General features: G+C 67.8%; 19 protein-coding genes and 1 pseudogene. 10 read left to right on the top strand and 10 right to left on the bottom strand.

From position 1 onward, the window contains the following. Positions 1-196: 196 nt before the first annotated feature. The 5 genes from JO236_RS14200 to JO236_RS14180 form a co-directional block, all read right to left on the bottom strand. Entirely contained in the window at positions 197-1,336 is a 1,140-nt protein-coding gene (locus JO236_RS14200; RefSeq protein ID WP_293331168.1) for an Mrp/NBP35 family ATP-binding protein, read from the bottom strand. A gap of 29 nt (positions 1,337-1,365) precedes the next feature. Beyond that, complete coding sequence (locus JO236_RS14195) at positions 1,366-2,712, bottom strand: lytic murein transglycosylase (RefSeq protein ID WP_293331165.1); 1,347 nt, start codon at positions 2,710-2,712, stop codon at positions 1,366-1,368. A 124-nt stretch (positions 2,713-2,836) separates the two neighbouring features. Then, on the bottom strand, positions 2,837-3,388 hold the full coding sequence (locus JO236_RS14190; protein WP_293331162.1) for a DUF1003 domain-containing protein: 552 nt from the start codon (positions 3,386-3,388) through the stop codon (positions 2,837-2,839). After that, positions 3,385-4,698: a magnesium transporter MgtE N-terminal domain-containing protein gene (locus JO236_RS14185; RefSeq protein ID WP_293331158.1), complete on the bottom strand. Its 1,314-nt coding sequence runs from the start codon at positions 4,696-4,698 to the stop codon at positions 3,385-3,387. Before JO236_RS14185 ends, JO236_RS14190 begins: the two co-directional genes overlap by 4 nt. 142 nt (positions 4,699-4,840) lie before the next feature. After that, positions 4,841-5,422, bottom strand: a complete 582-nt coding sequence (locus JO236_RS14180; RefSeq protein WP_293331155.1) for a DUF4190 domain-containing protein — start codon at positions 5,420-5,422, stop codon at positions 4,841-4,843. Positions 5,423-5,493: 71 nt separating this feature from the next. On the opposite strand from JO236_RS14180, the gene JO236_RS14175 reads away from it, so the two are divergent. The 6 genes from JO236_RS14175 to JO236_RS14150 are packed head-to-tail and all read left to right on the top strand — an operon-like array spanning position 5,494 to position 10,870. Further along, entirely contained in the window at positions 5,494-6,012 is a 519-nt protein-coding gene (locus JO236_RS14175) for a general stress protein (RefSeq protein WP_293331152.1), read from the top strand. Next, positions 5,969-7,408 (top strand): extracellular solute-binding protein, encoded by a 1,440-nt coding sequence (locus JO236_RS14170; RefSeq protein WP_293331149.1) that lies wholly within the window; start codon positions 5,969-5,971, stop codon positions 7,406-7,408. The genes JO236_RS14175 and JO236_RS14170 overlap by 44 nt, the downstream gene beginning before the upstream one ends. Continuing rightward, positions 7,405-8,316, top strand: coding sequence for a carbohydrate ABC transporter permease (locus JO236_RS14165; protein ID WP_293331146.1), 912 nt, complete (start codon positions 7,405-7,407; stop codon positions 8,314-8,316). Before JO236_RS14170 ends, JO236_RS14165 begins: the two co-directional genes overlap by 4 nt. 4 nt (positions 8,317-8,320) lie before the next feature. Next, the gene (locus JO236_RS14160; RefSeq protein ID WP_293331671.1) at positions 8,321-9,145 is read left to right on the top strand and encodes a carbohydrate ABC transporter permease; all 825 of its coding nucleotides are present in this window, start codon (positions 8,321-8,323) and stop codon (positions 9,143-9,145) included. 4 nt (positions 9,146-9,149) lie between these two features. After that, positions 9,150-10,337 carry an ABC transporter ATP-binding protein gene (locus tag JO236_RS14155; RefSeq protein ID WP_293331143.1) on the top strand — a complete coding sequence of 396 codons (1,188 nt, stop codon included), beginning with the start codon at positions 9,150-9,152 and terminating at the stop codon, positions 10,335-10,337. Then, entirely contained in the window at positions 10,334-10,870 is a 537-nt protein-coding gene (locus JO236_RS14150) for a suppressor of fused domain protein (protein WP_293331139.1), read from the top strand. The genes JO236_RS14155 and JO236_RS14150 overlap by 4 nt, the downstream gene beginning before the upstream one ends. A 320-nt stretch (positions 10,871-11,190) precedes the next feature. Here the strand turns inward: JO236_RS14150 and corA are convergent, their stop codons facing one another. Continuing rightward, the gene (gene corA, locus JO236_RS14145; protein ID WP_293331136.1) at positions 11,191-12,294 is read right to left on the bottom strand and encodes a magnesium/cobalt transporter CorA; all 1,104 of its coding nucleotides are present in this window, start codon (positions 12,292-12,294) and stop codon (positions 11,191-11,193) included. Positions 12,295-12,466: 172 nt separating this feature from the next. Between corA and JO236_RS14140 the strand changes: the two genes are divergently transcribed. The 3 genes and pseudogenes from JO236_RS14140 to JO236_RS14130 all read left to right on the top strand — a co-directional run bounded on the left by JO236_RS14140 (position 12,467) and on the right by JO236_RS14130 (position 14,473). Beyond that, positions 12,467-13,456, top strand: a complete 990-nt coding sequence (locus JO236_RS14140) for a malate dehydrogenase (RefSeq protein ID WP_293331133.1) — start codon at positions 12,467-12,469, stop codon at positions 13,454-13,456. 28 nt (positions 13,457-13,484) lie between these two features. Further along, positions 13,485-13,637 (top strand): annotated as a pseudogene (locus JO236_RS14135) (NAD-dependent malic enzyme); the annotation flags it as partial. After that, the gene (locus JO236_RS14130) at positions 13,634-14,473 is read left to right on the top strand and encodes a glycine betaine ABC transporter substrate-binding protein (protein WP_293331130.1); all 840 of its coding nucleotides are present in this window, start codon (positions 13,634-13,636) and stop codon (positions 14,471-14,473) included. The pseudogene JO236_RS14135 and the gene JO236_RS14130, both read left to right, overlap by 4 nt. A gap of 54 nt (positions 14,474-14,527) precedes the next feature. On the opposite strand, the gene JO236_RS14125 is transcribed toward JO236_RS14130, so the two are convergent. The 3 genes from JO236_RS14125 to JO236_RS14115 all read right to left on the bottom strand — a co-directional run bounded on the left by JO236_RS14125 (position 14,528) and on the right by JO236_RS14115 (position 20,132). Beyond that, on the bottom strand, positions 14,528-15,370 hold the full coding sequence (locus tag JO236_RS14125) for an SDR family NAD(P)-dependent oxidoreductase (RefSeq protein ID WP_293331127.1): 843 nt from the start codon (positions 15,368-15,370) through the stop codon (positions 14,528-14,530). Positions 15,371-15,456: 86 nt separating this feature from the next. Further along, positions 15,457-19,194: a multifunctional oxoglutarate decarboxylase/oxoglutarate dehydrogenase thiamine pyrophosphate-binding subunit/dihydrolipoyllysine-residue succinyltransferase subunit gene (locus JO236_RS14120; RefSeq protein ID WP_293331124.1), complete on the bottom strand. Its 3,738-nt coding sequence runs from the start codon at positions 19,192-19,194 to the stop codon at positions 15,457-15,459. Positions 19,195-19,376: 182 nt separating this feature from the next. Then, positions 19,377-20,132: a hypothetical protein gene (locus JO236_RS14115; RefSeq protein ID WP_293331121.1), complete on the bottom strand. Its 756-nt coding sequence runs from the start codon at positions 20,130-20,132 to the stop codon at positions 19,377-19,379. A gap of 154 nt (positions 20,133-20,286) precedes the next feature. Here JO236_RS14115 and JO236_RS14110 point away from each other — a divergent pair, with 154 nt between their 5' ends. Then, a complete protein-coding gene (locus JO236_RS14110; protein ID WP_293331118.1) occupies positions 20,287-22,236 on the top strand; it encodes an MFS transporter in 1,950 nt (649 codons plus the stop codon). A gap of 4 nt (positions 22,237-22,240) precedes the next feature. On the opposite strand, the gene JO236_RS14105 is transcribed toward JO236_RS14110, so the two are convergent. Then, positions 22,241-24,464: DEAD/DEAH box helicase (locus JO236_RS14105; protein ID WP_293331115.1), on the bottom strand; the 2,224-nt coding region annotated here is incomplete at its 5' end.

The following is a 24,464-nucleotide window of genomic DNA, read 5'->3' as shown; positions in this document are numbered from 1 at the left end:
ACGCCGCGGCCGATCAAATCGCGTGCCTGCTGCCGTCGCGCGCAATTCCGCGTCCCGCAATTCCGCGTCGCGCAATTCCGCGTCGCGCGAAATTCCGCGTCCCAACCCGCGACGCACCGTCAGCCGCGAGCGTGCGCAACTGTACGTATTTTGCGGCGTGTCGCTGTGCAGACGCGCACGCTCGCCAGAGGCTGGCTCAGCGCCGGGTCGGGTCCAGCCCCAGCGACACCCCGGCCAGCCCGCGCCGCCGTGACGCCAAACCGTCGGCAATGCTCAGCAGTTCCTTGCCCACCTCGGAATCGGGGGCACTCAGCACGATTGGCACGCCCGCATCGCCGGCGGCCACCAGCGCCGGGTCCAGCGAAATTCGCCCCAGCAGTGGTACTTCCGCGCCGACCGCGCGGGACAGCCGCTCGGCGACCTGCTGGCCGCCGCCCTCGCCGAAGACCTGCAGTCGCGAACCGTCCGGCAGTACCAGCCCGGACATGTTCTCCACCACGCCGACGACGCGCTGACGGGTTTGGATTGCGATGCTGCCGGCTCTTTCGGCGACCTCAGCGGCAGCCAGCTGTGGAGTGGTCACTACCAAGATCTCCGCGTTCGGGATCAGCTGAGCCACCGAGATGGCGACATCGCCGGTTCCTGGCGGCAGGTCGAGCAGCAACACGTCCAGATCGCCCCAATACACGTCGGCCAGGAACTGCTGCAACGCCCGGTGCAACATCGGCCCGCGCCACACCACCGGCGTGTTGTCCTGGGTGAACTGGGCGATCGAGATGACCTTCACGTCGTAGGCGATGGGCGGCAGGATCATGGACTCCACCTGCGTGGGCCGGTCGGTGGTGCCCATCATGCGCGGGATCGAGTGGCCGTGGATGTCGGCGTCGAGCACCCCGACAGACAGACCGCGTGCCGTCATCGCCGCGGCCAAATTGACTGTGACACTGGACTTTCCGACGCCACCCTTACCGGAGGCGACGGCATAGACCCGGGTCAGGGAGTTGGGCTGGGCGAACGGGATGACGGGTTCACGCGAATCCCCGCGCAGCTGCTTGCGCAACTCCGTCCGCTGCTCGTCACTCATCACGTCGAGGCTGACCTTGACCGACCCGGTGCCGGGAACGTCGGCGACGGCCTGGGTGACGCGCTCGCTGATTTCGGACTTTTTCGGGCAGCTGGCGGTGGTCAGGTATATCTCGACGTGGACGGCGCCATCGGGCCTGGCGTCGACGCTCTTGACCATTCCGAGTTCGGTGATGGGGCGTCGTAGCTCGGGATCGATCACCTTGGTCAGCGCCGCGCGGATGGCTGCGTTCAGATCTGCGGTATCGGACATCACCGCCGAGTGTAGGCGGCTGGGGGATGTCAGCCGGCTGGGGCGGCGGCGGGAGCGGCCGATGCCGGCGCGGCCGGCGTGACTTTGGGCGCGGCCGGTGCGGCCGGCGACGGAGCGGCCGGTGCGGCCGGCGCGAACGGAGCGGCCGGTGCGGCCGGCGCGAACGGGAGCGGTGGGGCGAACGGATCCGGTGACGGAGCCTGCGGGGCGATCACGATGCCGCCGACCGGAAGCTGGCCGGCCGCGGGGGGAGCCGCGTCGGGCGCGGTTTGCGAGGTAATGCAGATCAGCGTGCAACCCGGCATCCGCGTCGGCTGCGACGGGGTGGGTGCCGTCGGGGTCATCCAGGGGAACGGCTGCAGCGGACTGGCCGGCGGGATCGCGTTCAGGTCGATCATCGGAACGTGCGCCATCGGGTCGTCCCCAGGCAGGCCGTTGACGTTCATCGGCAGGTTGGGCCCAAGGCCCTCCGGGTGCTCCAGGAACGCGTCGCCGATCGGCGGCGGCGGCCCGGTGATCGGCGGGAGATCGACCGGGACCACGCCGGTGGCGTAGGCGGCGGCCCAGCCCAGCACGTTCTGCGCATAGGGCATCGAGTTGTTGTAGCGCAAGATCGCCGCCATGACCTGGCCTGGATCGCGGAGGTTGAGCCCGCCGCTGCACAGGTAGCGGGCCGCGGCCAGGGTGGAGTCGTAGATGTTCTGCGGGTCGGCCACGCCGTCGCCTTTACCGTCGGAGGCGTAGCGGGCCCAGGTGCCCGGCAGGAACTGCATGGGCCCCATCGCGCGGGCGTAGGTGGGCCGGTTGCCGACGCTGCTCTGCAGGATCACCTCGTTACCGGGCAGGGTGCCGTCCAGCGCGGGACCGTAAATCGGGACGACCGCTGTTCCGCGCGCGTCAACCGCTCCGCCGTTGGCGTGCCCTGACTCGATGCGCCCGATGCCGGCCAGCAGGTTCCAGCTGACGCCGCAGCCCGGAACGGCGGCAGCCATCTTCATTTCGGCATTGCGGTAGGCGGCCAGCGCAACCGTCGGAATGCCCAGCGCGCCAGGCGTATTCACGATCATGGGCGGGGGCGGGGCGGAGATTGTGGCGGCGGCTACGTGGAAGCTGGTGGGCGGCTGGGCGACCGCGACGACCACCGGACCGGACAGGTCGGGGTTGGTCGGGGAAACCGCGGCCACCGGGGTAACGGCGGCGTGGTGCAGCGGCAGCGACCTGCCGTGAAATGCGGGAGGCGCACCGCCGACCGCGCCGGCGAACACCAAAGGCGCGATCGCAGCGACGCCGAGCATCGGCGATCGCGCTACGTGAAGCGCCCGCCGTTGCGCTTTCGCGCCGGCCGGGTGGGCACCCCAGCGTCCCCCTATGCGCACCTCGGCCGTCCTCAATATGTGAGCCGTCGGGAAATTACGTTACTTCTGTGTTTCTTAGCTGCGTGAACTAGATCACCATACATAACTCTTGTGACGGGAGTGGCGCAATGGCGGAGTTGGTTCTTCAGCCGGATTTCTTGGCGCGGCGCTCGGCCCCGTCGTCGTTGCGTGCCGGGGCTTTGCCCGCGCCGGACGGGGCCGTCTTCGGCAGGCCGCTGAGGAGTTCGCGCAGGTCCTCGAGCTCGTGACGCAGGTATTCGCGCGTCACCACCTCGCCGACCGCCAGCCGCAGCGCGGCCAGTTCACGGGCCAGATACTCGGTGTCGGCCTTGGTCTGGGCGGCCCGTCGGCGATCCTCGTCAAGCGCCACCCGGTCCCGGTTTTCCTGACGGTTCTGGGCCAGCAGAATCAGCGGCGCCGCGTAGGCGGCCTGCGTGGAAAACGCCAGGTTGAGCAGGATGAACGGGTATGGGTCCCAGCGCAGCGTCACCGCCCAGATGTTCACCACGATCCAGATCACCACCGCCAGCGTCTGCAAGAGCAGATAGCGGCCGGTGCCGAAGAAGCGTGCGATCGATTCGGTGAAATTGCCCACCGTCTCGGGGTCGAACTGCGGCGAGAACCGGCGCGATGTCCGCGGGGTGTACAGCCGCCGCGGCGTCGTCGATTTGCTCACAGCGCTCCTCCGGGCATGACGGCTGGGACTTCCTGGACTTCCAGGGCCTGCTGGGCATCCACGCGCCAGTCGTGCGGAAGCAGGTGATCCAGCAGGTCGTCCACCGTGACCGCGCCCAACAGGTGGTTCTGATCGTCGAGCACCGGGCCGCACACCAGGTTGTAGGCGGCGAAGTAGCGGGTTACGGCGCCCAGCGGGGTCTCCGGGCTCAACGTCAGCAGATCGGTGTCGACGATCCCGCTGACCAGCCCGGCGGGCGGTTCGCGCAGCAGCCGCTGCAGGTGCACACAGCCCACGTAGCGGCCGGTGGGGGTGGCGGTCGGCGGGCGCGCCACGAACACCATCGACGACAGCGCAGTCGTGAGGTCGGGATCGCGGACCCGCGCCAGCGCCTCCGCGACGGTCGTGTCGGGGGTCAGCACCACCGGGTCGGAGGTCATCAAGCCGCCCGCGGTGTCGGGGGAGTGCGTCAACAGCCGTCGGACCGGGTCGGAGTCGTCGGGATCCATCCGGGTCAGCAGCATCTCGGCATCGGTCGGATTCAGCACACCCAGCAGATCGGCGGCGTCGTCGGGATCCATCTCTTCAAGCACGTCGGCGGCGCGCTCGGTGCCCAGTTGCGACAACACTTCGGCCTGATCGAGCTCCGGCAGCTCCTGCAGAACGTCGGCCAGCCGCTCGTCGCTGAGTGCCTTGAGAACCTCGTAGCGCCGCTTGGGCGGCAGTCCGCGAATCGCGTCCGCAACGTCGACCGCCCGTCGTCCCTCGAACTGGTCGAGCAGCTGCGCCACCCCCTGACCCGGCATCGACAACGCCGACGGCGTTAAGCCCTGCACGTTCTGCCAGTCCACGATGTGCACCGGCCCGCGTCGGCCCAGCCGCCGGTGGCCGCGGACGGCGATCCTGGTCACCATCCAGTCGCGCGTTCGCGTCGGCTCGATGGCCAGGTCCGTGACCACTACCTCGGCGCCGGCCAGCTCCGGCAGTTCCGGATCGCTGACCTTCACCGGTGTATCGAGCACCTGGCCTATCGCGAGCACTTCGCCCGGCCGCTTCTCGAAGTGCCGCAGGGACACGCTCCCGGTGTTCAGCGTGACCGCGTTGGGCTCGATCGACGCCACCCGCAGTATCGGGATGAAAATGCTGCGGCGAGTCGCCAGATCGACGACCAGCCCCAAGACGCGGGGCTGTTGGCGCACGATGCTGATGCTGATCACGACGTCGCGCACCCGGCCGACAGACTCCCCGAGCGGGCCCAGCACCAACATCCGCGCGAGGCGCGCCACGTACACCCTGTTGACCGATCCCATGGTTCTAGAGCCTAGGCAGCGGCGCGGTTGATGTGCGCGTTGGGCGTGGCGGCGTGGGGGTTTGATGGGCCGAGCGTGACGCTACGATCACCCGCGGCGGCGAGGGTGACAGCAGCGTCACCACAGGCCGAGCGGATGACTGTTAGGTCGAATTCGGGGTCGCTGCCAATACGGAGACGACGAACCAGATCAACCACAGTGCTGTGGAGAGAGAGCCGATCACGATGCCGGCGATGGCCAGGCCCCGGCCCTCCTGGCCGCTCCGCTTGATCTGGTTAAGCGCGACGATGCCCAGCACCAGGCCGATGACCGACCCGATGGTGCAGCACACACCCAACAGCGAGGAGACCAGGGAGCCGATGGCCAACCCGTTGGTCCCGGGCTGCGGTGGCCCATAGCCGCCATAGCCGCCATAGCCGCCGTAGCCTCCATAGCCTCCGTAGCCTCCGTAGCCGTAGCCGGGGTTACCGGGCGTCGGGTAGGAGGCGCCCGGATACCCGTGATTCGGAGGCGGGCCGTAGCCGCCCGGTGGGGCACCGTACTGCGGGTAGGGCGATGCGCCGAACCCCGGCCCGGGTTGGGGATAGCTGGTCGGAGGGTAGCTGAGCGGTGGGTACTCGGCTGCCGGCGAATCCCACGGGCTCTCCCAGGCCGGTTCGGGTGGGCGCGGGTTGCCGGCGTCGTCGCTACTGCTCTCGCCGAAGCCGGCGCCGGGACCTGTCATGCCGTTCAACCTAACCTACGGGTTTGCCTCGATACTGTGGTGAAGCGGCGGACATGAAAGAATGAGCACCGATGACTAGCCCCTTCCAGCCGGGACAGGTTCCCGGCGCAGCGCCCACCGGCACCGGCCGGCCTGGCGCGCCAGGACTGCCGACGCCACCCAAGGGTTGGCCGGTCGGGTCCTATCCCGCGTATGCCGAGGCCCAGCGGGCCGTCGACTTCCTGTCCGACCAGGATTTTCCGGTGCAGCAGGTCACCATCGTCGGCGTCGACCTGATGCAGGTGGAGCGGGTCACCGGCCGGCTGACGTGGCCCAAGGTGCTGGGCGGCGGCGTGCTCAGTGGCGCGTGGCTGGGCCTGTTCATCGGGCTGGTCCTCAGTGTCTTCAGCAAATCATGGGCCGTGTTGCCCACAGGTGTGGTCGCCGGGGTTTTCTTCGGGCTGATCACTTCGGCGGTTCCGTACGCGATGGCTCGCGGCACCAGGGATTTCAGCTCCACGATGCAATTGGTGGCCGGCCGCTACGACGTGCTCTGCGAACCGCAGAATGCCGAGAAGGCGCGGGATCTGTTGGCGCGCCTCGCGATCTGAGGTGAGCGTCCGGCGGCTGGTCGCGGCCGTCCTGGCTGCGTTGAGCGTCACTTCGGTGTCGGGCTGCGGGTCGGAAAGTTCGGGGCTGGTGCTCAGCTTCTACACGCCGGCCTCCGACAGCGCGACGTTTACCGCTATCGCCCAGCGCTGCAGCCAACAAGCCGGTGGCCGCTACGCCGTCGAGCAAATCAGCCTGCCCAGGGGGACGGATCAGCAGCGTTTGCAGCTGGCCCGGCGGCTGACCGCCAATGACCACACTCTAGATCTGATGGGCCTCGACGTGGTGTGGACCGCCGAGTTCGCCGAGGCGGGGTGGGTGCTGCCGCTCGCCGACGACCCGGCGGGACAGGCCGAGTCCGACGCGGCCGACGACACGCTGGCGGGCCCGCTGCAGACGGCCATCTGGAAGCACCGGCTCTATGCCGCGCCGGTCACCACCAACACCCAATTGCTTTGGTACCGAGTCGATTTGGTGGATCGGCCCCCGACGGAATGGAATGGCATGGTGGCCGAGGCCGCCCGGCTGTACGCCGCGGGTGAGCCCAGCTGGCTCGGCGTGCAGGCGAACCAGGGCGAAGGCCTGGTGGTGTGGTTCAACACCCTGCTGGTCAGCGCGGGCGGTCGGGTGCTCTCCGACGACGGGCGCCGCGTGACCCTGACCGACACGGCTGAGCACCGGGCGGCCACGGTCAGCGCGCTGCGGGTCTTGAAGTCGGTGGCCACCGCGCCCGGCGCCAACCCGTCGATCGCCCGGTCCGAGGCGGACAGCGCGCGCCTCGGACTCGAACAGGGCAGGGCCGCGCTGGAGGTCAATTGGCCGTACGTGTTGGCGTCCATGCTGGAGAACGCGGTCAAGGGCGGCGTGCCGTTCTTGCCGCTCAACCGCGATCCGGAGCTGGCCGGCAGCATCAACGACGTCGGGTCGTTCGTGCCCAGCGACGAACAGTTCCGCATCGCGTATGAGGCCAGTCAGAAGGTGTTCGGTTTCGCGCCCTATCCGGGGGTCGCCGCCGGCCAGCCGGCCAGGGTGACGATCGGCGGGTTGAACCTGGCCGTCGCCAGCACGACCCGCCATCGCGCCGAGGCGTTCGACGCCGTCCGCTGCCTGCGCGGCCTGGCCAGCCAGAAGTACGTCTCGATCCAAGGGGGTCTACCGCCGGTGCGGGCGTCGTTGTACTCCGACCCGCAGTTCCAGGCGAAGTACCCGATGTACGCGATCATTCGTCAGCAACTCACCGATGCCGCGGTGCGACCGGCGACGCCGGCGTATCAGGCTGTGTCGTTGCGGCTTTCGGCGGCGCTGAGCCCCATCACGCAGATCGACCCGGAGTCCATGGCCGACGAGTTGGCCAGGCAGGTGCAGAAAGCCGTGGACGGGAAGGGGTTGCTGCCGTGACCCGCACGGGCGACCGGCGGCTGCCCCGCACGGGCGACCGGCGGCTGGCGTTCGTCCTGGTCGCGCCCGCGGCGACATTGATGCTTGCGGTGACGGGCTACCCGATCGGCTACGCGATGTGGCTGAGCCTGCAGCGCAACAACCTGGCGACCCCCAACGACACCGCGTTCGTCGGCCTGGGCAACTACCAGACGATCCTGACCGACCGGTACTGGTGGACGGCGCTGGCAGTGACGCTGGCGATCACGGTGGTTTCGGTGACGTTCGAGTTCGTGCTGGGCCTGGCACTGGCCCTGGTGATGCATCGCACGCTGGTCGGCAGGGGCGTGGTGCGCACCGCGGTGCTCATCCCGTACGGCATCGTCACCGCGGTCGCCTCGTACAGCTGGTATTACGCCTGGACGCCGGGCACCGGGTATCTGGCTAACCTGCTGCCGCAGGGCTCACCTATCACCCAAGCGCCGCTGACCCACCAGATCCCGTCGCTGGGCATCGTCGTGCTCGCCGAGGTCTGGAAAACCACGCCGTTCATGTCTCTGCTGCTGCTGGCCGGGCTGGCGCTGGTTCCGCAGGACTTGCTCAGCGCAGCGCAGGTCGACGGCGCCGGCGCCTGGCGGCGGCTGACCAGGATCACCCTGCCGATCATCAAGCCCGCCATAGTGGTTGCGCTGCTGTTTCGGACCATGGACGCATTCCGGATCTTCGACAACATCTACGTGCTGACCGCGGGCGAAAACGACACCGGATCGGTGTCGATCCTGGGCTACGACAACCTGTTCAAGGGTTTCAACGTGGGTTTGGGTTCGGCGATCAGCGTGCTGATTTTCCTTTGCGTGGGAGCCATAGCGCTGGTTTTCATCAAGGTGTTTGGCGCCGCGGCGCCCGGAGGTGCCGTCGATGGCCGGTGATTCGGTGGGCTTGCGGCGCGGCGCGTTCTGGGTGGTCGTCGACTTCTTGGTCCTGACCTATGCACTGCTTCCGGTGTTGTGGATCCTGTCGCTGTCGCTCAAACCGACGTCAACGGTCAAGGACGGGAGGCTGATTCCGTCGTCGGTGACTCTGGACAACTACCGCGGCATCTTCCGTGGCGACGTGTTCAACTCGGCGTTGGTCAACTCCGTCGGAATCGGGTTGATTACCACCGTGATTGCCGTCGTCCTCGGCGCGATGGCGGCCTACGCGATCGCCCGGTTGGACTTCCCCGGTAAGCGACTGCTCATCGGTACCGCGCTGTTGATCACCATGTTCCCGGCCATCTCGCTGGTCACCCCGTTGTTCAACATCGAGCGCGTCGTCGGGCTTTTCGATACCTGGCCGGGACTGATCCTGCCGTACATCACATTCGCGCTCCCGCTTGCCATCTACACGCTGTCGGCGTTCTTCCGGGAGATCCCATGGGATCTGGAAAGGGCGGCGAAGATGGACGGCGCCACGCCGGCTCAGGCTTTCCGTAAAGTGATCGTCCCGCTGGCGGCTCCGGGGCTGGTGACCGCCGCGATCCTGGTGTTCATCTTCGCCTGGAACGACCTGCTGCTCGCGCTGTCACTGACCGCCACCAAGGTGGCGATCACCGCGCCGGTGGCGATCGTCAACTTCAGCGGTAGTTCGCAATTCGAGGAACCCACCGGATCGATCGCTGCGGGTGCGGTTGTGATCACGGTCCCGATCATCATCTTTGTCCTAATCTTCCAACGACGGATCGTCGCCGGATTGACCTCTGGCGCTGTGAAGGGATAGCCCGATGGCCGAGATAGTGCTGGAGCGCATCAGCAAGAACTACTCCGACGGGGCGATGGCGGTGCGCGACCTCAACATCACCATCGCCGACGGGGAGTTCGTGATCCTGGTCGGACCCTCCGGCTGCGGCAAGACCACGACGCTGAATATGATTGCCGGACTTGAGGACATCTCGTCGGGAGAGCTGCGCATCGGCGGCGAGCGGGTGAACGAGAAGGCACCCAAGGACCGCGACATCGCCATGGTGTTCCAGTCGTACGCGCTCTACCCGCATATGACTGTGCGGCAGAACATCGCGTTTCCGTTGACGCTGGCCAAGATGAAGAAGGACGAGATCGCAAAGAAGGTCACGGATACCGCGAAAGTCCTTGACCTGACCGAACTTCTGGACCGTAAACCGTCGCAGTTATCGGGCGGGCAGCGACAGCGGGTAGCGATGGGCAGGGCAATTGTGCGGCAGCCCAAGGCGTTCCTGATGGACGAGCCGCTGTCGAATCTGGACGCCAAGTTGCGGGTGCAGATGCGCGGCGAGATCGCCCGTCTGCAACGCAGATTGGGTACCACCACCGTGTACGTCACGCACGATCAGACCGAGGCGATGACGCTCGGGGACCGCGTCGTGGTCATGCACGGGGGGGTCGCGCAACAGATCGGCCCGCCGGATGAGTTGTACGAACGGCCCGCCAACCTGTTCGTCGCGGGCTTCATCGGTTCGCCGGCGATGAACTTCCTTCCGGCGACCCTGACGTCGATCGGCCTGGCCTTGCCGTTCGGCGAGGTGACCCTGGCGCCGCAGGTCCAGGCTGTCATCGCGCAGCATTATCCGGGGACGGGACCGGGACCGGGCGGGGTCATCGTCGGGGTGCGGCCCGAGCACGTTGCCGACGCCGCGCTGATCGACGGCTACCAGCGGATCAGGGCGCTGACCTTCGAGGTGAAGGTCGATCTGGTCGAAACCCTGGGCGCCGACAAGTATGTGTATTTCCGTATCGCGGGCCCCGAGGTGCATGCGGCCCAGCTCGACGAGCTGGCCGCCGAGGGCGAGGTGAATGAAAACCACTTTGTGGCAAGGGTTCCCGCCGAATCGAAGGCGGTCACGGGTGGGACGATCGAGTTGGCCTTCGACACCACAAAGGTCGCCGTTTTCGACGTGGAGTCGGGCGTCAACCTGACGCTGCCGGTTGCGGAGTGACACTAGACCGGGTGCGCGCGCACCTGCGTGATTACTTTGGCGTGCAGCCGGATTCGGCGAGCGTGACGTTTCTGGGGACCGAACCTATCGAGGTGTTGCGGTTCACCCTTGGGGATCAGGTGCACTACGTGTCGCTGGGGTGCTCGCGACATCCGATGGTCGACCCAGCACAGTTTGCGGTGGATCAGTTGCGTGGTCCGCGTGCCGAAGTGGTGCTGCGCCTGCGCAATCCGGGACCGATCACCGGCCTGACCCGCAGCCTGGCGATATTGGCCGCGACGCCCGCCGTGGAGGGTATAGTGCTGGCGGCCGACGCGCTGATCGACCTCGGTTCGCCGCTGTGGGAGGGCGTGTCGTTCACCGCAATGTTGTTGGGCCGCAGCGATATTCCCGATGTTGGGTTGCCGGCGCCCCGCGACCCCGTGCGCTTCCTGTCCGCCACGCCCGTCACCGCGACCGAGGCGGCCTGGGTGCGGCTCAAGGGTGCCGAGTCCATGCGTGAGGCGTGGCGGGAGGACGGCTTGGAGCGGTGATTGGGGTGCCAGCGTCGGTCGCTGCCGGTCGGTCGCTGCCAGCGTCGGTCGCTGCCGCTCGGTCGCTGCCGGTCGGTCGCTGCGGGCGGCGGCCCCAGCTGTCACGTCGGTACCCCGCCGGGGGGCAGTCGGCTATTTGCCCGGCTCTCAGCGACAACGACCGTTGCGCGTTCGTTGTCGCTGAGAGCCGGGCAAAAAGAGCGGTGCCCGCAGAACTGGGGCGGGTGCGGCACATGTGACTGCCACCCGATGACGAAGGTGAGCAGCGCCGGATGACGACGCGAATCGGGCGACGGCTCGAGCCCCTGGCGCTCTGCGCGTTAAAGCCAGCCCTGCCTGCGGAAGCTGACGTACAACAGGACACAGACGGCGAGCATGCCGCCGATCACCGCCGGGTAACCCCAGTGCTCGTCGAGCTCGGGCATGAATTTGAAGTTCATCCCGTAGATCCCGGCGACCAGGGTGGGCACCGCGACGATTCCGGCCCAGGCCGAGATCTTGCGCATGTCGCTGTTCTGCTGCATGCCCACCCGCGCCAACGCGGCCTGCACCAGCGAGTTGAGCATGTCGTCGTAGGAAGCGACCTGGTCGGCGGCCTCGGTGTGGTGATCGGCGACGTCACGCAGATAACGCCGCACCTCCTTGCAGATCAGGTCCTTGTTCTCGTTCTGCATGCGCCCGAACGCCGCCGACAGCGGGCTGACGCTCCGCCGCAATTCGACGACTTCGCGCTTGAGCAGGTAGATCGGTTCGACGTCGAGGGTGCGGCCCGGCGAAAAGGCCACCTCCTCGATGGCATCGATGTCGGACTCGATCAGCCTGGTTACGGCGAGGTAGTGGTCCACCACATAATCGGCGATGGCGTGCATCACGGCGTACGGGCCCAGGCGTAGCTGCTCGGGATTGGCGTCCATCCGTTTGCGCACGTCGGCCAACCCGCCGTGTTCACCGTGGCGGACCGTCACCACGAAGTCGTTGCCGACGAAGATCATGATCTCGCCGGTCTCGACGATCTCGCGGGCCAGCACCACAGAATCGTGCGGGACGTAGTTGACGGTCTTCAGCACGAGAAACAAGGTGTCGTCGTACCGCTCCAGCTTGGGTCGCTGCTGGGCCTGCACGGCGTCCTCCACCGCCAACGGGTGCAATCCGAAGACGTCCGCCACTTCCTGCATGTGGCGCTCGTCGGGCTCGTGCAATCCGACCCAGACGAACGCGTCCCGGCCGAGCCCTTCGATCTCGCGCACCTTGCCCAGGGCGTCGGCGTAGCCGTACTTGCCGGGCAGTCGCTCGCCTTCGACGTAGACGCCGCAATCGACCAATGGCTGGGCAGGGGCGGGGACGGGGTGCACATGCGGCTCGTAGACGCGGGCCCGCGCGACGGGTCGGAGCACTTCGGGCAACGCATCGAATCCCCGGGGCATGACTTCATCCTCCCATCAACCGTCGGGTGCGGCAGGGGCTGATCGGGCGGTGGTTCATGGTACGCGCGGGGGCTCAACGATGGGTGAAAAGTTGCGGACCGGCGAATTCGGCACGGCGCGGGTGCGCTAGTTTCGGACCCGAAACCAATCTCTCCATAAGGAGCCATCCGACGTGAGCGCAAGTCCTCTGAAGGTCGCCGTCACCGGTGCCGCCGGCCAGATCGGCTACAGCCTGTTGTTCCGCCTGGCCAGCGGTTCGCTGCTGGGCCCCGACCGTCCGATCGAGCTGCGTCTGCTCGAGATCGAGCCGGCCTTGAAGGCGCTCGAGGGTGTCGTGATGGAGCTCGACGACTGCGCGTTCCCGCTGCTGGCCGGCGTCGAAATCGGCGCCGACGCCAACACGATCTTCGACGGCGTGAACCTGGCGCTGCTGGTCGGGGCGCGCCCGCGCGGCCCGGGCATGGAGCGCGGCGACCTGCTGGAAGCCAACGGCGCGATCTTCACCGCGCAGGGCAAGGCGCTCAACGAGGTGGCCGCCGACGACATCCGCATCGGCGTGACCGGCAACCCGGCCAACACCAACGCCCTGATCGCGCTGAGCAACGCCCCCGACATTCCCAAGGAGCGGTTCTCGGCGCTGACCCGGCTGGATCACAACCGGGCGATCTCGCAGCTGGCCGCCAAGACCGGCGCCAAGGTCACCGACGTCAAGAAGATGACGATCTGGGGCAACCACTCGGCGACCCAGTACCCCGACATCTTCCACGCCGAGGTCGGCGGCCGCAACGCCGCCGAGGTGGTCGACGACCAGGCCTGGATCGAGAACGACTTCATCCCCACCGTCGCCAAGCGTGGCGCGGCGATCATCGACGCGCGCGGGGCCTCGTCGGCGGCGTCGGCCGCGTCGGCGACCGTCGACGCCGCCCGGGACTGGCTGTTGGGCTCTCCCGAAGGCAACTGGGTCTCGATGGCCGTCGTCTCCGACGGCTCGTACGGCGTTCCCGAGGGCCTGATCTCGTCGTTCCCGGTGACCACCAAGGACGGCGACTGGTCCATCGTGCAGGGGTTGGAGATCGACGACTTCTCCCGCGCCCGCATCGACAAGTCGACCGCCGAGCTGGCCGACGAGCGCAGCGCCGTCACGGAGCTCAAGCTGATCTGAATAACGCGTGTGTGGGGCGGTCAGTACCAACAACGCGCTCGCGTTCCCCGGGATTTTCCGCGGGGCGCTGGACGCGGGGGCGCGCCAGATCACCGAAAAGATGGTGGCGGCCCCCGTGGTCAGCGACGATCTCGCGCTCTACGGGGAAGCAGTGGCTTTCGCGGCAGACACCTTCGTGTGAGGAGGCTGGTCGCGCTGCTGGTGGCCGTGCTGGTTGCAGCCGCGGGCTGCGCCTCGGGCGACCGCATCCCGGAATTGGTGGTCGGGTCCTGGCCGGATTCGGAGTCGGTGTTGCTCGCCGACGTCTACGTGGCGGCGTTGCGGTCATATGGGTTCGGGGCGCGCGTCGAAACCGCGCCGGACCCGCTGGCGAAACTGGACTCCGGTGCGTTTACCGTCGTCCCCGCGTTCACCGGCACGGTGCTGCGGACGTTCCAGCCCGGCGTCGCGGTGCTGTCGGACAGCCAGGTCTACCGCGCGATGGTCGCGGCGCTGCCCGAGGGGATCGTCGCCGGCGACTACACCACCGCCGCCGAAGACAAGCCGGCGATGGCGGTGACCGGGGCCACCGCGGCCGCGTGGGGCGGTAGCGACCTGAGCGAACTGCCCGGTCACTGCGATGGGCTGGTGCTCGGGATGGTCGCCGGTGCCCGGGTGCCGGCGTCTGTGGGTTCCTGCCGGCTGCCTGCTGCGCGTGAATTCCCTTCTGGCGCAGCGATGATGACGGCGTTACGTTCCGGCGAGCTGAGCGCGGCGTGGACCACGACCGCCGCGTTCGACACACCCGGGGACCTGGTGGTGCTGGCCGACGGCAAACCCGCGCTGATCCAGGCCGAGAATGTGGTGCCGCTGTATCGGCGCAACGCGTTGTCGGATCGGCAACTGTTGGCGATCAACGAGGTGGCCGGGGTGCTGGACACCGCGGCCCTGGTCGACATGCGTCGTCAGGTGGCGGGCGGCGCCGACCCGCAGGCGGTCGCGGGCGCGTGGTTGGCGGAACACCCGCTGGGGCGGTGAGCTTGAGGCGTCGAGATTGCCGCCATGGTCGCGATACCGCCGGAATCACAGCCCTCACGGCAATCTCGGCGCCTTGTGGCTCATCATGCGGCCCGTGGTCAAGGCGACGAGCCGCTGGTACCCGGAACCCGTCAGCCGCACCATCAGGTCCAGGGCCTTGGCGTCGGTGCCGACGAGTACCCGCGCCCTGTCCTTGCGCACCGCGTCCAAGATGACGCGGGCGGCCCGTTGGGGGCTGGTGCTGGCCAGCCGCTTGTCGAACAGCTTCGCCAGTTCGTCGTGGTCGAGGCCCTCGGCCACCGTCTGGTTGCGAGCGATCGCCGTCTTGATGCCGCCGGGGTGCACCGTGGTCACCTTCACCGGGTGGCCCGCCAACTTCATCTCCTGCCGCAGCGCCTCGGTGAAACCGCGGACAGCGAACTTGGCCGCGTTGTAGGCCCCCTGCCCGGGTACCGCCAACAGCCCGAACACGCTGGAGATGTTGACGACGTGGCCGTCGCCGGAAGCGATGAGGTGCGGCAGGAACGCTTTGGTGCCGTTGACGACGCCCCAGAAGTCAACGTCCATTACCCGTTCGATGTCCTTGAACTGGCTGACCTCGATGTCACCGGTGAAGGCGATGCCGGCGTTGTTGTAGATCTGGTTCACCTTGCCGAAGTGCTCGGCGACCGCGTCGGCGTAGAGCAGGAAGGCCTCGCGCTCGGTCACGTCGAGGCGGTCGGCCTTGACCGGCACGCCGATGGCCGTGAGCTGCTCCTCGGTCTGCGCCAGCCCTTCGGTGTTGACATCGCTGATCGCCACGCTGGCGCCCGAGCGGCCCAGCTCGAGGGCCAGCGCCTGCCCGATCCCCGAACCCGCGCCGGTGACTACGGCCACCTTGCCTGCGAACCCCTCCATGAGTGTCCTTCCGTCGTATCGGCTCAGCGTCGAGGTTAGCCAGTACCCCGGGTACCGAATGCGGAGGGCCTCGCCGCTGTGCAAACTCAGGCGAACGCGGTGTCGATGATCTCCTGCTGCTCGACGGCGTGCACCTTCGACGAGCCCGACGACGGCGCCGACATCGCCCGACGCGAAATCCGCTTGATCCCACTGAGCCGCGGCAGCAGCTCGGGCAGCTCCAGGCCGAACCGCGGCCACGCGCCCTGGTTGGCCGGCTCCTCCTGCACCCAGAAGAACTCCTCGGCGTTCTCGTAGCGGTTCAGCGTCTCGTCGAGCCGACGCTTCGGCAGCGGGGCCAGCTGTTCGATACGCACGATCGCGACGTCGTCGCGGTTGTCCTTGGCCTTACGCGCGACCAGCTCGTAGTAGATCTTGCCGCTGGTCAGCAGGATCCGGTTGACCTTGCCGCGCTCGCCGATGCCGTCCTCGTACGTCGGCTCCTCGAGCACCGAGCGGAACTTGGTCTCGGTGAAGTCCTTGATGTCGCTCACCGCGGCCTTGTTGCGCAGCATCGACTTCGGCGTGAACACGATCAGCGGACGCATCACCCCGTCGAGTGCGTGGCGGCGCAACAGGTGGAAGTAGTTCGACGGCGTCGACGGTATCGCGATCGTCATCGAACCCTCGGCCCACAGCTGCAGGAAGCGCTCGATGCGCCCGGACGTGTGGTCGGGCCCCTGCCCCTCGTGGCCGTGCGGCAGCAGTAACACCACCGTGGACAGCTGGCCCCACTTGGCTTCGCCGGAGCTGATGAACTCGTCGATGATCGACTGCGCGCCGTTGACGAAGTCCCCGAACTGGGCCTCCCACAGCACGACGGCGTCGGGGTTGCCCACGGTGTAGCCATACTCGAAGCCGACGGCGGCGTATTCGGACAGCGGTGAGTCGTAGACCAGGAACTTGCCGCCGGTGGGCGTGCCGTCCTTGGTGGTCGCCAGCAGTTGTAGCGGGGTGAACTCCTCGCCGGTGTTGCGGTCGATGATCACCGAATGCCGCTGCGAGAACGTGCCGCGCCGGGTGTCCTGCCCCGACAGCCGCACCAGCTTGCCCTCGGCCACCAGCGAACCCAGCGCCAGCAACTCGCCGAAGGCCCAGTCGATCTTGCCCTCGTAGGCCATCTCCCGGCGCTTTTCCAACACCGGCTGCACCCTCTGGTGCGCGGTGAACCCGTCGGGCAGGGCCAGGAAAGCGTCGCCGATCCGGGCCAGCAGCGACTTGTCCACCGAGGTGTCCAGCCCGGCGGGGATCATCTGGTCGGACTCGACCGACAGGCTGGGCTGGACGCCGTGCTTTTCCAGGTCGCGGACCTCGTTGAACACCCGCTCCAGCTGGCCCTGGTAGTCGCGCAGCGCGTCCTCGGCCTCCTTCAGCGAGATGTCGCCGCGACCGATCAGGGCTTCGGTGTAGCTCTTGCGCGCCCCGCGCTTGGTGTCCACCACGTCGTACATGTAGGGGTTGGTCATCGACGGGTCGTCACCCTCGTTGTGCCCGCGCCGGCGGTAGCACAGCATGTCGATGACGACGTCCTTCTGGAATCGTTGCCGGAAGTCCACGGCCAGCTTGGCGACCCACACGCAGGCCTCAGGGTCGTCGCCGTTGACGTGAAAGATGGGCGCGCCGATCATCTTTGCGACATCGGTGCAGTACTCGCTGGACCTGGAGAACTCCGGCGCGGTGGTGAACCCGATCTGGTTGTTAGCGATGATGTGGATGGTGCCCCCGACGCGGTAACCGGGCAGGTTCGCCAGGTTCAGCGTCTCCGCGACCACTCCCTGGCCGGCGAAGGCGGCGTCGCCGTGCAGCATCATCGGCATCACCGAGAAGGAGTCCGCGCGGTCGGCCCCCTTGTCGAGCAGGTCCTGCTTGGCCCGCACGAGGCCCTCGAGCACTGGGTCGACGGCCTCCAGGTGCGACGGGTTGGCGGTCAGCGACACCTGAATGTCGTTGTCGCCGAACATCTGTAGGTAAACACCGGTGGCGCCGAGGTGGTATTTGACGTCGCCGGAGCCGTGCGCCTGCGACGGGTTCAGGTTGCCCTCGAACTCGCTGAAGATCTGCGAATACGGCTTGCCGACGATGTTGGCCAGCACATTGAGCCGGCCGCGGTGCGGCATCCCGATGACCACTTCATCCAGGCCGTGCTCGGCGCACTGGTCGATCGCGGCGTCCATCATGGGGATAACGCTCTCGGCGCCTTCCAGTGAAAAGCGCTTCTGCCCAACGTATTTGGTCTGCAAGAAGGTCTCGAACGCCTCGGCGGCGTTGAGCTTACTCAGGATGTACTTCTGTTGGGCCACAGTCGGTTTGACGTGCTTGGTCTCGACCCGCTCTTCCAGCCACGCCTTTTGCTCGGGGTCGAGGATGTGGGTGTACTCCACGCCGATGTGCCGGCAGTAGGCGTCGCGCAGCAGGCCCAGCACGTCGCGCAGCTTCTTGAACTCGCAACCGGCAAAGCCGTTGACTTTGAACACCCGGTCGAGGTCCCACAGCGTCAGATCGTGGGTCAGCACTTCGAGGTCGGGGTGGCTGCGGAAGCGGGACTTGTCCAACCGCAGCGGGTCCGTGTCGGCCATCAGATGACCGCGATTGCGGTAGGCCGCAATCAAATCCATCACCCGGGCGTTCTTGTCGGCAATGGAGTCCGGGTTGTCCGTGCTCCAGCGCACCGGCAGGTACGGGTTGCCCAGCTCGCGGAAGATCTCGTCCCAGAAGGCGTCCGAGAGCAGCATCTGGTGGATAGTGCGCAGGAAGTCACCCGATTCCGCACCCTGGATGATGCGGTGGTCGTAGGTCGAGGTCAGGGTGATCAGCTTGCCGATACCGAGTTCGGCGATGCGTTCCTCGCTGGCGCCCTGGAACTCGGCGGGGTATTCCATGGCGCCGACCCCGATGATGGCGCCCTGGCCCGCCATCAGCCGCGGCACCGAGTGCACGGTGCCGATGGTGCCGGGGTTTGTCAGCGAAATCGTCACGCCGCCAAAGTCTTCCGCCGTCAGCTTGCCGTCGCGGGCGCGGCGCACGATGTCCTCGTAGGCGGAGACGAATTCCGCGAAGCGCAACTCCTCGCAGCGCTTGATGCCGGCCACCACCAGCGAGCGCTTGCCGTCCTTGCCCTGCAGGTCGATGGCCAGGCCCAGATTGGTGTGCGCCGGCGTGACGGCGGTGGGCTTGCCGTCCACCTCGGCGTAGTGCCGGTTCATGTTCGGGAACTGCTTGACCGCCTGCACCAGCGCATAGCCCAGCAGGTGGGTGAACGAGATCTTGCCGCCGCGCGTGCGCTTGAGCTGATTGTTGATGACGATCCGGTTGTCGATCAACAGCTTGGCCGGAATGGCGCGGACGCTGGTCGCCGTCGGCACGTCCAGCGACGCGGACATGTTCTTGACGACGGCCGCGGCGGCTCCGCGCAGCACCTGCACCTCGTCGTCCTCGTGCGGTGGGGGAGTGGCGGCCTTGGGCGCCGGGGCGGGCGGGGCCGGCGCCGGGGCCGCCGGTGCCGTGGCCGCCGGCGGGGCCGGGGCGGGCGGGGAAGGTTCCGCGGGTACGCCGTTGCCCGCGGCGGTGACGGACTTGGGGGGCGTTACCGCGGGCCTGACCTGCGGCGCGGGCGAGACGGGTCGGCTGTCGGCGGCGGCTTCCTGATTCGCCTCGTCATCGGGGTTGTAGTCGACCAGGAACTCGTGCCAGCTCGGGTCCACCGAGGACGGGTCGTCGCGGAATTTGCGATACATCTCCTCGACCAGCCACTCGTTTTGCCCGAACGGTGAACTTGTGTTGCCCACGGCCGCTGTTCGCCTCAATTCTTTTGTCCTGCAAGGGTGTACAAGCGCTCTCAAATGACGCGTGCACGTTCCTGATTCCCGGTTACCTGGTAATTCACAGTTACGGCAGTCCCGGCGGGGCCCGCCCCAATAAAGGCTAACCCTTTGCTGTCAATTCGCCAGGGAGACGGCGGAAGCGCCGGCTAACCGGCGTCATCGGCCGCCGGCAACAGGTGCAGCGTCACCGGCCAGCGCGGTGGCGGCGGACCGAACGCCTGCCGCGCGTTGCGCACAATCTTCTTGGCGAAAATCCGGTTGCCGGCGCCCCCGACCGCCGCGCCGACGCCGACCGGCAGCATCTTGCCCATCAACAGCGCACCGCGTTTGACCGTGTAGCGCCTGACCGCGTACTTGAGCAACCGCGTGTTCAGCCGCGCCAGAGTCGGCATCGGCAGCGCGGCCATGCCCTCGGTGAGCCATCCGCCGTGGGTGCGGCCCGGACCGATCAGTTCGCCGATGGCCCGCCTGCTGTCGTCACCGACCAGCACGGCCAGCACCAAGGCGCGGCGCCGTTCCCGGTGGTCGGCCGGGATGCCGTACACCTCGGCCGTCGCCAACACGAATACGGCGGTGGCCTCGAGGAAGAAGACGGTCTCCCCGGCGCCCGCGGAAAGCGCCGTCAGGGTCCCGACGCCCGGGAACGTCGCTGCCGAACCCACCGCCGCACCGCTGGCCGTCAGCGCGGCCAGGTAGCGCTTTTCCAGCTTGGCGACGATTTCGGCGGGGCCGGCACCCGGGTGGGCGCGGCGCAGTCGGGCCACGTAGGCCTGCGCCGCCGGGCCCTGAACCCGTGAGCTGCGCTCGATGACCTGCGCCAATGCACGTGCGGACGCCTTGGGCCGACCACCGTCGGTGGTTGACAGCGGGTCCGGTACAGACCTGTTCCGTCGGGCGTTCATGTTGCCTCTCTTGCGCTACGCGTCTAACCAGGTTAAGCGTGCCAGTTCAACGAGTGCGGGCCCGCAGAAGTTTCTGCCCGCCCCCATTTGCCCGACCGGAATAATGCAGGCTTGGGTATCGATCGCGTCGGAACCCGAAGTGAGGTGTCCAGTCATGTCGTTTCACGCGGCGACGAGCCGGGGCCCCGGGGCCAGCCACTCCGGGAACCCATGGAGCGCGCTGTGGGCGATGTTGATCGGGTTCTTCATGATCATGCTGGACGCGACGATCGTCGCCATCGCCAACCCGACCATCATGGCCGAGTTGGGTGTCGGCTACGCCACCGTCATCTGGGTGACCAGCGCCTACCTGCTCGGGTATGCGGTCGTGCTGCTGGTGGCCGGGCGGCTGGGGGACCGGTACGGCCCGAAGAACCTCTACCTGATCGGTCTGGTCGTGTTCACGCTGGCGTCGGTGTGGTGCGGGCTGTCGGGCAGCGCCGCCATGCTGATCGCCGCGCGCGTCGTGCAGGGCGTCGGCGCCGGGGTGCTGACCCCGCAAACCTTGTCGACGATCACTCGGATCTTCCCCGCGCAGCGCCGCGGCGCGGCGATGAGCATGTGGGGTGCCACCGCCGGCGTTGCCAGCCTGGTCGGGCCGCTGGCCGGCGGCGTGCTGGTCGACGGGCTGGGCTGGGAGTGGATTTTCTTCGTCAACGTGCCCATAGGTGTCGCCGGGTTGGCGTTGGCGGTGTGGTTGGTGCCGGCGCTGCCCACCCAATCGCACCGCTTCGATCTGGTTGGGGTGGGGTTATCCGGACTGGGCATGTTCGCCATCGTCTTCGGACTGCAGCAGGGCCAGTCCGCTGGTTGGGCGCCCTGGATCTGGGCGGTGATCGTGGCCGGCCTGGGCCTGATGGCGGCGTTCGGCTACTGGCAGCTGATCAACGCCAGCGAGCCGCTGATCCCGCTGCGCATCTTCGCCGACCGGGACTTCAGTCTGTGCAACGTCGGGGTGGCCCTTACCGCCTTCGCGACGACGGCGATGATGCTGCCGCTGACGTTCTACACCCAAGGCGTGTGCGGATTGTCACCGACCCTCTCGGCATTGTTGATCGCGCCGATGGCTGTGACCAGCGGGGCGTTGGCACCGGTTGTCGGCATGATCGTCGACAGATACCCGCCACAGCCGGTGCTCGGCTTCGGTTTCTCGATGCTGGCGATCGGGGCTACCTGGCTTTCCATCGAGATGGCACCCGACACGCCGATCTGGCGGCTGGTGTTGCCGATGTGTGCGCTCGGCGTCGGGATGGCGTTCGTCTGGTCGCCGCTGGCCGCCACCGCGACCCGGCACCTGCCGTCGGAGTTGGCCGGCGCGAGCTCGGGTGTCTACAACGCGACGCGCCAGCTGGGGGCGGTGCTGGGCAGTGCGGGCATGGCCGCGTTCATGGCGTCGCGGATCTCCGCCGAGATGCCGCGCGGCGACGGGCACGTGCCGGCCGGCTCGTTGCAGCTGCCCACGTTCGTCCGCGAACCGTTCGCGGCCGCGCTGTCCCAGTCGATGCTGCTGCCCGCCTTCGTCGTCTTGTTCGGGATCATCGCCGCGCTGTTGCTGGCCGGTTTTGCCACGTCGGCGTTTGCCCGCGATAACGCCCGTCGAGCGGGTGGGGCGTCCGGGGCGTTCGGGGGGTCCGGGGCGTTCGGGGCGTCCGGAGCGCGCGGGGCGTCCGGGGCTTGCGACGCTTCCGACGACGAGTGGTTTGACGACGACGATTACGTGGAGTACGTCCTGGTGCGCGAACCCATCCCGGCGCCTCCGGTCCCGCGGCGCCCGGCCCCGCCGGGGCGCCCAGTCCCGTCGGGGCGTCCGGTCCCGCCGCGGCGCCCGGTCCCGTCGGGGCGCCCGGTCCCGCCGGTTCGCCGGGGCCAGCCGCCCCGGGGCCAGCCGGTGCGCCCGCCGTCCGGCGTGCGTGTCCGCCCGCAGCCGCGTGCTGATCCGATTGGGTTCGCGCACAACGGCTCGCACATAGATCCCGGGGAGCGATTGCGTAGGGTCGGCGATCCCGCACAGACCAGCGATCCCGACGATCCGGCGACCTCCGGTCGGCACTCGTCCGGAGCGTAAGGCTTCAAAGGGCCTGCGTCAGCGCGAGGAACGCGCCCAGATCCACCAGGCCATCCGGCGTGGCGGGCAGATACTCGGTGAGCAGCGGCGAACGCACGATCACCGCCGCGTACTGCGCCCTGCTGATCGCGACATTGAGCCGATTCCTGTTGAGCAGAAACGAGATTCCCCGGGGCACGTCGTCGATCGATGACGCCGTCATCGAGAGGAAGACCAGGGGTGCCTGCCCACCCTGGAACTTGTCGACCGTCCCAACCCCGACTCCCTGCAACCCGGCTTGCGCGAGTCGCTGCCGCACGAGCGCCACCTGGGCGTTGTAGGGCGCCAGCACCATCACGTCGGCGGCGGTCAAGGACCGGGTGCCGTGTTCGTCGGTCCACGGTGTGCCGAGCAGGCGCCCGATCTCGGCGGCGATGGCGTCGGCCTCGTCCGGGCTTTCGATCGAATTACCCTGGTGGGCAACCGAAAGCACGCGCACGCCCGGCGGGTATCCGTCGAGGCGACGCCCGGCGGTCGTTTGGGCGTGGGAATGCAGCCTGCCCTCGTAGGACAGCATCGAGACGGCCTCGCAGATCGCCGGGTGCATCCGGTAGGAGCGGTCCAGGAAGTAACCGCGCTCGTCGGGCAGCGTCCGCTGGCCGTCGACCAGCCATTCCAGCGCGGAGATGTCCACCGGTTCGGGATGAGTACCCTGGCTGACCTGCGGCAGTTGTTGCGGATCACCAAGCAACAGCAGGTTTTTCGCCGCCGGGGCTACCGCGATCGTGTTGGCCAGGCAGAACTGGCCGGCCTCATCGATAACCAGCAGATCCAGGCTGCCTGCCGGTACCCGGTTGCCGTTGGCGAAATCCCAGGCCGTGCCACCGATCACGCATCCCTCGGTGTCGGCAACGAACGCGGCGTAGTCACCTTCGCCGATCTCTTGCCAGGGCGCAGCGGTGTGATCATGCCGCTTCTTGGCGACCCGCTGCGCGTCCAGGCCGTTTTGGATGACGCAGGCCAGCACGTTCTCCACCGCGGCATGGGACTGCGCGACGACACCGACGCGCCAGGCATGCTCGGTGACCAATTCCCGAACTACCTGCGCGGCGGTGTAGGTTTTGCCCGTTCCCGGTGGTCCGTGCACCGCCAGGTAAGACGAGTCCAGGTCCAGCACGGCCGCGGTGATGCCGGCGACGACGTCGCTGCCCCGCGGGAGCGGTGCGCCGCTGCGGGTCCGCGGCGGCCGGCGCAACAGGATGTCCACCAGCGCGATGCGGGGTAATGCAGGCAACCCGGCCGCCACGGCTGTGGCCGTCGCTTCGATCGACTCGCGCAGGGCGGTCGTTGGCACCGGTGGTCCGGGCGTAAGCGCGAACGGTCGCTGACTAAAAATGTTGCCGTCCTTGCCTGTTCGCTCGAGGATGACCACTTCCCTCGGCAGGCTGGGGTCGTCGATATCGACGACCTTCGCGCGCCCGGCGCCCCGACGGTCGGGATCATCCGTCATGCAGGGCGGCGCCGGAGGTTCGTAAAGCGCGAACACCTCCCCAGCGAGGTCACCGCGCGCCAATTCGCCGGTGAGCCGCATCCGGCGTTGCGGCTTTCGTGCGCGAGGGGGCAGGTGCCAATCGACGGCAACCTGGGCGTCGGCGACCACGAAAACGTCTGTATTGTCCGCCCATTCGTCGACGGGGTAGTTGAGCCGGTCGAAGTGCGCCCACCAGAACGGCTTGTCCTCACGACGGTGGTAGCCGCGCGCCGCCGCGATCAGTGCCACGGCAGCCTGCTCAGGGCTGCGCTCGCCGGCCGCGGCGTCGCCGGTGCAGGCCGCCAGGGTCGCGGCCAGCCGGTCGTGGTCTTCGACCTTGCCGACGTCGGGAACCGGTTGGACGCCGATCGGGGTGACCCCGGCCTCAAAGGCGCGCATCACGAGCCAGTTGCGCAGTTCCCGGGTCGACCGGCAGTCATAACGGTTGTAGTCCTCGATCTCCTTCAGGACGTTGGCGGCGTCGTCGAGGCGTCCGGCGTCGCGCAGTTCGCAGTACCGTGCGTAGGAGGTGATGGAGTCTGCGGCGGTGGTCACATCGCCGGAGCGCAGTTCGGCGCCCATGTAGAGTGGCTCGAGCGCCTTCAGACTGAAGGACTCGGCACCCACGCGAATGCTCTTGCGCACCAACGGATACAGGTCCACCAGCACGCCGTTGCGGAGCAGGTCGTCGACGTCATCCTCGCCGACACCGTAGCGT

The sequence above is a fragment of the Mycobacterium sp. genome (genome assembly GCF_019247635.1).
GTDB lineage: Bacteria > Actinomycetota > Actinomycetes > Mycobacteriales > Mycobacteriaceae > Mycobacterium.
Note: the sequence above shows the minus strand (reverse complement) of the source record. Positions and strands in the feature narration are given on the sequence as shown.